The following is an 11,747-nucleotide window of genomic DNA, read 5'->3' on the forward strand; positions in this document are numbered from 1 at the left end:
TATATGCCTATAAATGAGTATCTTATATACAAAACCTTTAAACTTTATCGCCATGGGTCTAATCAAAAACCTCAACAAATGGGCCAATGCCCATACTTATCTTATTTTGGACCTGATCCGCGTATTGCTTGGCGTTGTTCTTTTTGTAAAAGGCATTGAATTTATGACCAACTATGAAGAAATGGAGCAATTGGCCGAACCGTTCGAAGAGGTTCCCGGCGGCATGATTTTTCTTCACTATTTGATTCCCGCCCATTTTGTGGGAGGTATACTCATTGTTGTGGGGCTGCTCACCCGATGGGCGGCCATTGCCCAAACACCGATAATCTTCGGTGCGATCCTGACCAATTTTCTTGGCGAAATGAACACCAACAATCTTATGTTATCCATTATTGTGCTACTGGCCACACTGTTCTTTATTGTATATGGATCTGGAAAACATTCTGTGGACTACTATCTAAAAATGCAACAGTAACCTAAAGGTTATCCAATTGATTGCTTTTGCCATCGGTACTAATGGTCCAAAAGAACCCAACAAAGAAAAAGCTATCCGCAGGTGGCGTAATCGCTCTTCGATCATAGAATCCGTTCACATCCGGGGCATCGGCGTATTGATAATTACTGATGTTATTGATGCTCAATAAATTGCTTATGGAGAAGTATAAAATCTTTTGTTGATCGATCAAGTAGGCCCAATTAAAACTCAAATTATTGTACGATTTGGTTCGCTCTTCCATAAACCCGGGGTTGTTCGGGTTATGATATGGCCTCCCCGATCCATAAGAATACGACAGTCCGATCTGGGAGCGCAGCTTATCCACCCAGTATTTGGTGACCAATGAAATGTTATGCCTTGGCGCAAAGTTTGGGGTTGCCTTTTCAGGAAAGTTTCGGTAGTCCCGTTCGGTGTCCAGAAAAGAATAAGAGAACCAATAATCCAAATGATCAATGCTCTTGCTATCCCTCCAAAAAACATCGATGCCCTTGGCATAGCCTCCTCCCGAGTTCGTGTACATTGAATTGAACTGTGGCACATCCGTATCAAATTTGATCAAACGGTCATAGTCCTTGTAATACAACTCGGTTCTAAAGGTTTTTCCATTGTTGATATATTGATAGTTAAGAATATAGTGGGATGCTTTCTCCATCTCCAAGTCTTGCTCAAACTTCACCACATCGGAGAGCGGCCTTTGGTAAAAATCGCCATAAGCCAAAGAAAACTGCCCTTCATCACCTGGTTTGTAGGCCAAGGACACTCGAGGCGACACTTCAAAACCATCCAACAAACTGCTATGCGTGGCCCGAACGCCAAGTTTCATTGCAAATTTATTGCTCAAAAAGATATCGGATTCCGCAAAGGCCGCCCACAGGCCATCCGAATACCCGCTTTTAAAAGCATTCACATCCGTATCGGTAAAGGTTTCATCAAAATTGGTGTGAAAGTATTCCGTCCCAAAACTCAAATCATAACGATTACTGAAATTTTTACGGGCCTTCACCTTAAGGTGCGTTGATATTTCCCCGATATCCACCCTGTCCTGCTCAATTCCAATATCATTGGAATCCCAAGCTATGGATGCTCCTGAGGTCAAGCTCCAGTCGTTGGCGAAATAGTATTTATAGGACGAATTAAAGTATAGGTTATTGTTCTTGAGCCGGAAACGTACATAATCTTCAAATTTGATGTCCTCCTGTTCAATATCCAAATTGGTTTGGTTGAACCCTGTGTACAATTTGAACATGCTCTTTTCTCCTCGGCTCCTAAAAACCGCTTCACCAGAAATGGACTCGTATGGGCTGTTCCAACGGACTCCTTGGGTAGATGGAATCAGTGCTTCATATGGGGCAAGGTTCAAATAATTCGTGTTGATGCTCAACGATTGATCGCCCCAAATTTTTGTATGACCAACACCACCTCCAACACTCATTATGGAAACATCCGTTTTCTCTTGTAAAGGTACATCCGTGGTGTTCAGCAATAGCACACTGGAGAGGGCTTGGCCATATTCGGCCGAATAACCACCAGTGCTAAAGGAAATCCCCTTAAAAAGAAAGGGCGAAAACCTACCACGGGTAGGTGTATTGTTCGGTGTCGCATTGAAGGGTTGAAAAACGCGTAGCCCATCTATAAAAACCTGCGTTTCCCCTGCGGTACCTCCCCTAACGAACAAACGGCCGTCCTCATTTACCGTTGTGGTGCCGGGCAAGGTCTGCAAAGCGGCCACAAAATCGCCAGCAGCCCCAGCCGTGGTAACAATATCGAGCGGTTTCAGTACCGACACCTTGGAATTATCCCCGGCCTCAAAAGTACCTGCCGTCAAGGTAACGCCCGACAACGAATTTACGGACTCCATCAATGTAATGTGCAGATCGTTGAAATAGCCAATGTCGCCGGCCTCGTGGTGGGGCTCAAAGGATAACATGGAAACTATAAGCGTTTGAAGTCCTTCTTCGGTAGTCTCGAAACTAAAGTTTCCATTAGCATCCGAAGATGCCCCATCGTAAGTACCTTCCAGATAAATGTTGGCTCCTTCGATCGGCTTGTTTTTGGCATCGGTAACTTTTCCTGTTATGGACTGTTGGGAAAAAAGAGCTCCCGTGCATAATAATAAGGTAATTAGATTGATGAGGATTTTCATGACCGTTCGTTTTGATTGATGCCACAAATGTCCTCTTAAGCACAAAGCCAAACCAAAACGAAATACCCAGTTGTAGTTTTTCACAACTGAATTGAATTGCAATATCCAATTTGCAGTTCACTCCAAAAAATCAACATTTCGGTAGGTTGAAATTTCACAGGATCAACTACTTCCTGAATTTTGAAGCGTACAAAACATCAAAAACAAGCATTATGAAAACTGTAACACTAGCATTAAGTTTCTTCTTTGTGAGTATCATCGCCATGGCACAAGAGAAAACAGGAATCGACATTACGATCACCATTGACAACATAACCAGCAATGAAGGTAAAGTATTGGCAGGCCTTCATACCGAAGATACCTTTATGAAAGGACAGGGCCTACAAAACCTTCAAAGTTCCATTAAAGGTGGAAAAGTAACCTTGACATTTACCAATGTATCTCCTGGCAATTATGCCATTATGGCGATGCACGATGCCAATGAAAACAACCGTATGGACTATCAGGCCAATGGAATGCCTCTAGAAAATTACGGAATGTCCGGTAACGATATGGCTATGGGTCCACCTACATTTAATAGTGCGAAGTTTACCGTGGGTGATGAGGATTTGGAAATGAACATCCGATTCTAGCAAAAAAAGCATCAATCAAAAGAAAGCCTGCCGTGTGCAGGCTTTTTGTTTTTATGGCAGCTTATATTTTCAGGATTCCTTTTTTTCTATAGACTAGCCTGATAGTTTTTTATACTTTTATACCATAAACTTATACTTGAATGACGATTACCCAACTTCAATATGTGCTAGCCGTTGCCGAGCATAAGAACTTTACCCTGGCCGCGGAAAAGAGCTTTGTTACCCAACCTACCCTAAGTATGCAGGTGCAAAAGCTGGAAGATGAGTTGGACGTACTGATTTTTGATCGCAGTAAAAAGCCCATATCCATTACAGAGGTTGGAGAAAAAATTGTGGCGCAGGCAAAGAACATTGTCGCCGAAGCGGAACGCATAAAAGATATTGTTGATCAAGACAAAGGATACATTGGAGGCGATTATACCCTTGGCATAATACCTACCGTAATGCCTACATTGCTCCCGATGTTCTTAAATGCATTCATTAAAAAGTACCCAAAAGTAAACTTGATCATTAAGGAGCAATCCACGCAAACCATGATCAAAAATATTTTGGACGGGCATTTAGATGCCGGTATAGCGGCCACTCCATTGGAAATCGAGTTTATCAAAGAGCGCCCTTTATATTATGAGCCTTTTATAGGCTATGTTCCTAAAAATCATCGTTTGGCGTCCGAGGTTGAATTAACCACAGAACATTTGGATGTAAACGATATCCTGCTTTTGCAAGATGGTCACTGTTTTCGTGAAGGGGTAATCAACTTATGCAAAGCTTCCAAAAGTAGGCTTGGAGAGCAATTTAAAATAGAAAGCGGAAGTTTTGAGACCTTAGTGAGTTTAGCTGACGAAGGAATGGGCATGACCTTACTGCCATATTTGAACACCCTTCATTTGGAAGAAGACAAAAAAGAAAACCTCAAAACTTTTAAAAACCCTGTACCAGCTAGGGAAATAAGTTTGATTTATCATAAAAGTGAACTGAAAATACAAATAACGGATGCTTTGAGAGAAGTTATCTCAAGTATCGTGCGTGGAGCCATTGCTTTTCAAGATGTGAAAATCATCAGTCCCTTGGCCAAAAATTAAAAGAGCCGCTTTTCAGCGGCTCTCGGTAGTGTTTTAGGCTTTTAATAGTAATAATGTTGGTTGTAATTCTGGTTTGTCCACAATAAAAAATTGCAACCAGATTCTAAGTTCGTTCACTTCACTGGGTAATAATCTCGAAATAGCTTTCTTGAGTTCCCTAGCGAAGAGTTTAACATCAAAACTCACCTTTTGAAGGATTGTTTTGGTGTAATCTAACATAGCTCTAGGCATATTAATTTGATTAAATTGGATAATAGGTCGTCTTTAAAATTACTAAAAAAGCCGTTTGCATAGCTCAATTTCCAGTTAAAAATTGAACAACTTGTTGTTAAAATCGATGAACTGCACATATGTACCCATTAAACAGGAATCTATATAACCTATTGATTTTTAATTTATTACTGATTTCATTTCTTTTGATTGGGTGTAATTCCACCAAAAAAATGGTCAACTCCCAATTGAACAATGATCACCTTGGAAACTCATTTCATGGCCTGGTAATAACAGATGCCAATACCCAAAAAGAAATTTATGACCGTAATGGCGATAAATATTTTACCCCGGCCAGCAATACCAAGATTGTAACTTTCTATACGGGTCTAAAATTACTCCCCAAAAACATACCCACCTTAAACTACATAGTGGCCAACGATACATTATTTGTGGAAGGAACAGGTGACCCATCTTGGTTGCATCCTTATTTTAAGGACAGTACAGCAATACATTGGATGCGAAATCAAGAAACCATAGCACTTTATACCAAAAACCATAGCGAACAGCGATATGGACCCGGTTGGGCATGGGAAGATTATGACGCTTATTTCTCTCCAGAAAAATCCACCCTACCACTTTACGGCAATGTGGTCACCATTTCCAACAACGACAGTTTGAAGGTTTCCCCTGAACATTTTAAAAATCAAATTACCGTTAAGGATACCGTCATAAAACGAGAAGAGTTCCACAATAAATTTTACATTGCCCCAATGGAACAAGATACTTTGGAGGTTCCTTATGTGACCAGCGATAGTTTAACCAAGCGATTATTGGAAACAGCCACGGGAAATAAGATTTTCTTGACCTCGCATTTCCCCGAAGGCGAAAAGCAAACTTTATACGGCATTGAGACGGACTCCATTTACAAACGGATGCTTTTTGAAAGCGATAACTTTTTGGCCGAACAACTATTATTAGCTGCCTCCGGTACGATTTCCGACACACTGAGCACCAAAAAAGTCATTGACTATATGTTGGAAAACCACTTAAAAGATTTGGAACACCAACCTCGTTGGGTGGATGGTTCGGGGCTTTCCAGATACAATTTGTTCACACCGAGGTCCTTTGTACAGATTCTTCAGAAATTGCACCGGGAAATTTCAGAAGAACGACTATTCGCCATTTTTCCGATGTGGGGACCCGATAGCACCGTTGAACAATGGGAAGACCCGACCACAGAGGCTTTTCTTTTTGCCAAATCGGGATCCGTTGGAAACAACTACAATGTAAGTGGGTATGTAAAAACGAAATCGGGCAAACTACTCATCTTTAGTTTTATGAACAACCATTTTAGGGTGCCCTCCATAAAAATCAGGGAAACCATCTACACTACCTTAAAAAAACTATACGAAAACTACTGATCAAAAATCCCTTGAACTTGGGCATATTGCAGCAACATGATGGTTTTTGCATCTTTGATTTCACCGGATTCCATCATAGCAATGGCTTTTTTAAAATCCAGCTCCAATACCTCGATGTTCTCCGTTTCGTCTTCAGCACCGCCACCTTCGCCGATCTTCATGCCGTCTTCATAAGCCCCGATAAAAAAGTGGAGTATTTCCGTAACCGAACCTGGTGACATATAGGATTCAAAAACCTTTTTAACCCTATCAATTTTATAGCCTGTCTCCTCCTCTACCTCCATTTTAATGGTCTCCTCTGCATTGCCCTTTTCCAAAAGACCCGCACAAACCTCGATCATCATTCCATCTACATTGCCATTCACATAGGTAGGCATTCGAAACTGCTTCGTTAGTACCACCTTTCCCTTTTCAATATTATATAAAAGAATGGCTGCTCCATTGCCGCGGTCATAAGACTCACGAATTTGCTTTTCCCAAACGCCATCGTCCCGTAAATATTCAAAAGTGATTTTTTCAAGGGAATACCAGTTGTTCGATAGTAGTTCCCGTTGCATGTTCCTGATTCTGTCGTTGGCCAAAATGAATAAGTTTTTTCTAAATATAGGCCTTATCCATTTATCATTCTGAATTATGCTCTTCTTTTGACACCATCACAATAATGTCGATATTTATACTTTAATGGAACCAACCAAACCGTATACCATGCGCAACCCCATACTTTATCTATTCCTTTTTGTTATCCTGATAGGCTGTAAGAACAACACTGAAAAAAAACTGCCTCGAATAGCCATTGCAGGGCTGGGAATTGAATCCAGTACATTTTCGCCCGCCCTTACCCATGAAGAAGCCTTTCATCCCAAAATCGGGGATTCCATATTTAACCGTTACCCGTTTATGGAGGCAGATTCTTCCTTGAGACAACGGGCCGAGTGGGTTCCCACTTTAGTGGGAAAATCATTGCCCGGTGGCACCGTAACCCGTGAAGCCTATGAGTCATTGGTGGGCAAAACATTGACGATGTTGGAAGAAAATATGCCTTACGATGGATTATTTTTTGATATTCATGGCGCTATGAGTGTGGTTGGATTGGACGACCCGGAAGGGGACCTGATCAAAAGAATCCGTGCAGTGGTGGGAACCAATGTACTGATCTCCACTTCCATGGACTTGCACGGGAATGTTTCCAAACGATTGGCACAACACTCCGATTTGATCACTTGCTATCGTATGGCCCCACACGAGGATGCCACGGAATCGCGCAAACGGGCCGTGAAAAACCTGGTTACTAGATTGGAAAACGGAAAAGGTAAGCCAAAATATAAAGCCTGGGTTCCAGTGCCCATTTTACTGCCCGGAGAAAAAACAAGTACCCGAGTAGAGCCTGGAAAAAGTCTGTATGCCAAAGTGCCCGAAGTGGAGCAAAAAGAAGGTGTTATCGATGCAGCCATATGGATAGGCTACGCGTGGGCCGATGAACCGCGAAACCATGCTGTTGTCATGGTAACGGGCGACGACGAACAGCAGGTAACCGAAGGAGCAGAAAAACTGGCCAATAGTTTTTGGGATGTCCGCAAAGAATTTGAGTTCGTGGCCCCCACAAAATCATATGAAGAAGCATTGGAACTTGCCCTTGCGAGCAATAAAAAACCTTTTATATTAAGTGATATGGGGGACAACCCCACCGCAGGCGGTGCTGGCGATGTTACCTGGACCTTGACGGAACTTTTAAAACGAGAGGAATTCCACGCAGCCGATGGAAAATCGTTGATTTATGCATCCATTCCCGGACCGAAATTGGTAGAAGAAGCCATAAAAGTCGGTGTGGGTGGAAAAGTAAGTGCACCTGTTGGTGCCGAAATAGACGATAGGTATGCTCCACCTCTTATGTTAACAGGAGAAGTGACCGCTATTAAACAGGGTGATATACATGCGGAGACCGAGGTCGTGGTAAAAGTGGACAATGCCCATGTTATCGTTACGAAAAAAAGGAAGCCGTACCACAGGAAATCCGATTTTACCAACTTGGGGCTTATCCCGAGTGAAACCGACATCATTGTGGTAAAAATTGGTTATTTGGTCCCTGAACTGTACAACATGCGCGGAGATTGGATCATGGCGTTAACACCTGGAGGAGTGGACCAAGACCTGGAGCGTTTGGGACACAAAAGGATTATAAGGCCCATGTTCCCTTATGATGAAGATATGGAACGACCAGACCTTTCGGCGCGTTTGATCAAGGCTTCGGATGAGCTGGATTAAACGGTGACTGCTTGGTTCAAATATTGACGAAAGGGAAGCATTTCCTTGTAAACTTCAACGATTTTTTCCTTGAAATCATTGCTAAGCACATCCTTCTTTGTTAACCCGTACTCCACAGCAAAGGTTTTGTTGCGAAGCAATTCTATATGAGGATGGTCGTTGGAAAATCCTTTGGGTGATGACACCAGTTTTTCGTCTTCATACAGGCCACCGAACATTTTTTTGAAAGATGGTTTATCAAGAATAGCCTGCAATTCCTCCCCATTATAATCAATGGCATCGCGGATACTACGAAGGGTTTTGGAATCGGGTCGCCAGCGACCACCGGCCAACAAACAATGTTTTAGACCGATTTCAATATAAAAATCTGCAGAATTGGGTGCTTTGTCCAATCCAGCACCAAAGTGATCTTTATAAATGGGCTTATTCGGGTGGAACATCAAATTATTATTGATTCGGTTGATGCCCTTTTTACCAGGAGTTGGGTAATAATCATCATGGAGCTGGGCCATGGTCATATCCAGATCATCCAGCCATCCGATAAAATCATTGCGGAGGGATTTGTACCATTTGCGATTGGCATCCATCCATTCCTTGTTATTGTTTTGTTGAAGTTCTTCCAGAAAATGGAACAGGTCGTTGAAATTCATATCCACAAAAGAAGTGAATTTTTCAGACTTAAACTTCAGACTTCAGATATCGGATGAGATTCTTCACTTTGTTCAGAATGACATTTGGTACAGTTCAGCAAGACAAAAAAGATTCTTCCCTTTGTTCAGAATGACGTTGATACGCAAAACAACTGACTCCTGACTACAAACTCCTAATTCCTTACTCCTGGCTTCTTGATATAAGATTTCTCGAATGCGCCCGAAATGATATCAAAATCACTTGGACCATAAACTTCTTAAATCTGACCTCCAATATTACCTTCTAGAACCGGTTATCCCCATCCAAAAGATCACCGATACCACCCAAGATACTGCCTTCACCTTTATCTTTTCCGCCACCTCTAGGTGCAGCCGCCCAAACACGACTGGCCAACCTACTAAATGGCAACGATTGAATATAAACGGTTCCAGGACCGCGTAGCGTAGCAAAAAAGAGTCCCTCACCACCGAATACGGAGTTTCGGATACCCCCGATGAATTCAATATCGTAGTCCACGGTATGGGAAAAGCCAACAATACAACCGGTATCCACTCGTAGGGTCTCGCCAGGTGCCAACGTTTTTTTGGCCATGGTTCCACCGGCGTGCACAAAGGCCATTCCATCACCTTCCAGTTTTTGCATTATAAAACCTTCTCCTCCAAAAAACCCGCGCCCCAAACGTTTGGAGAATTCAATACCAACGGAAACACCTTTGGCAGCACACAGGAATGCATCTTTTTGGCAGATGAACTTCCCTCCTTTTTCGGAAAGGTCAATAGGCACAATTTTACCGGGATATGGCGAAGCAAAACTTACCTGCTTTTTACCTTGGCCTACGTTCAGGAAAGCGGTCATAAAAAGGCTCTCACCTGTGAGCAATCGTTTACCTGCGGAGAATACCTTGCCCAGTACGCTGGTATCTTGGTTGGAACCGTCTCCGAAGATGGTGTCCATTTTAATATCCTGGTCCATCATCATAAAAGTGCCCGCTTCGGCAACAACAGCTTCTTGAGGGTCCAATTCTATTTCCACATATTGCATTTCTTCGCCATAAATGTGGTAGTCTATTTCGTGTGCGTTCATGTTTTATTATTGTTTTTTGATTTCTATTTATATGTTGATGGAAAGCTGGTTTTGTTACAGTTTAGGGAAAACCCATTTCTCCTAAACTTTTAGCATTCGTCTTTAACCCGAATCACCCCTTCACCTTCACGGTCCACTCAAAATGAAAGGTGGACACCTCTACCCCATCTTGGTTGACCCCGACGGCTTTCATCCAGCAAGTTTGTCCCTCTCCCGTTTCCACGGTCTTTTTTATCGCATCGGCAATCAGTTCGCCGTCTTCACAGGTAAAGTTGATCCTCCCCGTAGCCTTTTTGGTAAAAGTGGCTTTGTTGTTCGCTACGAGCATGGACACTTTTTTACCGCTTTTTTGTATTTCGTTCATAACCAATGCTCCCGTACTTAGCTCGGCAGCCATCCCTTGAACGGCCCAAAACATAGAATTGAATGGATTTTGATTCATCCATTTATGCTTTACCGTGGTTATTGCTTTTTTATCGTCAATATACTTGAGCCGCACTCCGCACCACCATGCCGAAGGGAGTTTCATAAAAGTGAACATATTGATTTTACTGGGTGTAAGTGCCATATACTTTATTTAAGTCTGCCTAAAAATAGGTAAAAAGATGTTATCTGATATTGTTAATTTTATGTTAAATTATAGTACTTTGTTTTGCATAGTACCATCTTTTGGATATATATTTGCATCGTAAGCTAATAGGTTAACCCCTTTACAATCAAAAAACATCAATCATACAATGGCAACTACAATCACCAAACACGAACGAAATTTATCCGCGATCATCCACGCGTCCATGTTCTCGAAGTACTTTATTCCTTTTGGAAACTTTATACTTCCATTGATTCTATGGACAGCTAACAAAAAAGAGCATGCGTTTGTCGATTACAACGGTAAACAGGCTCTGAATTTTCAAATTAGTATGTTGCTTTATTCCATCGTGGCAGGTTTGGTCACCATTCCATTCTTTATTGGATTTTGGCCAGACTTGTTCGATTGGAACTTTTTCGGGTTCCACGGGTTGAGCGACCTCAACAACCTAAACATTCACATCGATAGCGACGATTTTAGGTTAGGAAGACTTATATGGCCTGTAGGCATATCAGGATTTTTGCAGGTGGCTCTGGCCGTTGTAAACATAGTTTTTACCATTTTGGCCACCATTAGAACCAATGAGGGGGAATATTTCAAATACCCGTTCACTATAAAATTCATCAAATAACTATAGGAGTTTAATCACCTCCGCAATATTCATCATCAATCAAGAAAAAGGAGTTTAACCATCAATCAAAAAACGAAAAACATCAAACAATCATCAATCAAAGAACCGTTTCCACTCCCCTGCCCAATTCAGGGGAATGGAGTGGAAGCGTCACCAAACAAAGTTTGGAAGAACAAAAACGAACAGTTAATTTAATAGAACCATGAAATTATGAACATAGAAAACACAAAAGCACAGATGCGCAAGGGGGTTCTAGAGTATTGCATCCTGTCCATCCTAAAGGATGACGACAAGTATGCCTCAGAAATTCTGGGAGCCTTAAAGGACGCAAAGATGTTAGTAGTGGAAGGTACCATATACCCTTTGCTCACAAGGCTTAAAAATGCTGGATTGCTCAACTACCGTTGGGAAGAATCCACATCGGGACCGCCCCGAAAATATTATGCTCTTACAGAAACGGGCCAGTTGTTTTTAAACGAACTCAATGGCACCTGGGACGAATTAAGAAATGCAGTCAATCTGGTAACCAACACAAAATAGAATC

General features: G+C 42.0%; 13 protein-coding genes. 7 read left to right on the top strand and 6 right to left on the bottom strand.

Annotation, left to right across the window (positions count from 1 at the left end):
- Positions 1-52 precede the first annotated feature (52 nt).
- Positions 53-475, top strand: a complete 423-nt coding sequence (locus J0654_RS07105) for a DoxX family protein (RefSeq protein ID WP_207027154.1) — start codon at positions 53-55, stop codon at positions 473-475.
- A 1-nt stretch (position 476) separates the two neighbouring features.
- Here the strand turns inward: J0654_RS07105 and J0654_RS07110 are convergent, their stop codons facing one another.
- Entirely contained in the window at positions 477-2,639 is a 2,163-nt protein-coding gene (locus J0654_RS07110; protein WP_207027156.1) for a TonB-dependent receptor, read from the bottom strand.
- A 212-nt stretch (positions 2,640-2,851) separates the two neighbouring features.
- On the opposite strand from J0654_RS07110, the gene J0654_RS07115 reads away from it, so the two are divergent.
- Together J0654_RS07115 and J0654_RS07120 are read left to right on the top strand one after the other, a co-directional pair.
- Positions 2,852-3,271, top strand: coding sequence for a DUF2141 domain-containing protein (locus J0654_RS07115; protein WP_207027158.1), 420 nt, complete (start codon positions 2,852-2,854; stop codon positions 3,269-3,271).
- A 140-nt stretch (positions 3,272-3,411) separates the two neighbouring features.
- Positions 3,412-4,353 carry a LysR substrate-binding domain-containing protein gene (locus tag J0654_RS07120; RefSeq protein ID WP_207027160.1) on the top strand — a complete coding sequence of 314 codons (942 nt, stop codon included), beginning with the start codon at positions 3,412-3,414 and terminating at the stop codon, positions 4,351-4,353.
- Between the two features lie 33 nt (positions 4,354-4,386).
- Here the strand turns inward: J0654_RS07120 and J0654_RS07125 are convergent, their stop codons facing one another.
- Positions 4,387-4,584 (bottom strand): hypothetical protein, encoded by a 198-nt coding sequence (locus J0654_RS07125; RefSeq protein WP_207027162.1) that lies wholly within the window; start codon positions 4,582-4,584, stop codon positions 4,387-4,389.
- 212 nt (positions 4,585-4,796) lie between these two features.
- Here J0654_RS07125 and J0654_RS07130 point away from each other — a divergent pair, with 212 nt between their 5' ends.
- Positions 4,797-5,987: a D-alanyl-D-alanine carboxypeptidase gene (locus J0654_RS07130; RefSeq protein WP_237685901.1), complete on the top strand. Its 1,191-nt coding sequence runs from the start codon at positions 4,797-4,799 to the stop codon at positions 5,985-5,987.
- On the opposite strand, the gene J0654_RS07135 is transcribed toward J0654_RS07130, so the two are convergent.
- A complete protein-coding gene (locus tag J0654_RS07135; protein ID WP_237685902.1) occupies positions 5,981-6,568 on the bottom strand; it encodes an NUDIX domain-containing protein in 588 nt (195 codons plus the stop codon). The two genes, J0654_RS07130 and J0654_RS07135, sit on opposite strands and share 7 nt — an antisense overlap.
- A gap of 124 nt (positions 6,569-6,692) precedes the next feature.
- Between J0654_RS07135 and J0654_RS07140 the strand changes: the two genes are divergently transcribed.
- Complete coding sequence (locus J0654_RS07140) at positions 6,693-8,249, top strand: M81 family metallopeptidase (protein ID WP_207027166.1); 1,557 nt, start codon at positions 6,693-6,695, stop codon at positions 8,247-8,249.
- On the opposite strand, the gene J0654_RS07145 is transcribed toward J0654_RS07140, so the two are convergent.
- The 3 genes from J0654_RS07145 to J0654_RS07155 all read right to left on the bottom strand — a co-directional run bounded on the left by J0654_RS07145 (position 8,246) and on the right by J0654_RS07155 (position 10,551).
- A complete protein-coding gene (locus J0654_RS07145) occupies positions 8,246-8,899 on the bottom strand; it encodes a DUF2461 domain-containing protein (protein ID WP_207027168.1) in 654 nt (217 codons plus the stop codon). The genes J0654_RS07140 and J0654_RS07145 overlap by 4 nt on opposite strands.
- Positions 8,900-9,182: 283 nt before the next feature.
- Positions 9,183-9,983 carry a TIGR00266 family protein gene (locus tag J0654_RS07150; protein ID WP_207027170.1) on the bottom strand — a complete coding sequence of 267 codons (801 nt, stop codon included), beginning with the start codon at positions 9,981-9,983 and terminating at the stop codon, positions 9,183-9,185.
- Positions 9,984-10,095: 112 nt separating this feature from the next.
- Positions 10,096-10,551, bottom strand: a complete 456-nt coding sequence (locus J0654_RS07155; RefSeq protein WP_207027171.1) for a DUF4442 domain-containing protein — start codon at positions 10,549-10,551, stop codon at positions 10,096-10,098.
- Between the two features lie 169 nt (positions 10,552-10,720).
- On the opposite strand from J0654_RS07155, the gene J0654_RS07160 reads away from it, so the two are divergent.
- Entirely contained in the window at positions 10,721-11,203 is a 483-nt protein-coding gene (locus J0654_RS07160; RefSeq protein ID WP_127141525.1) for a DUF4870 domain-containing protein, read from the top strand.
- A 210-nt stretch (positions 11,204-11,413) separates the two neighbouring features.
- Complete coding sequence (locus J0654_RS07165; RefSeq protein ID WP_014031488.1) at positions 11,414-11,743, top strand: PadR family transcriptional regulator; 330 nt, start codon at positions 11,414-11,416, stop codon at positions 11,741-11,743.
- Positions 11,744-11,747: the final 4 nt, after the last annotated feature.

Origin of the sequence: Flagellimonas profundi, assembly GCF_017313275.1 — a bacterium.
GTDB classification, from domain to species: Bacteria; Bacteroidota; Bacteroidia; order Flavobacteriales; family Flavobacteriaceae; genus Flagellimonas; species Flagellimonas profundi.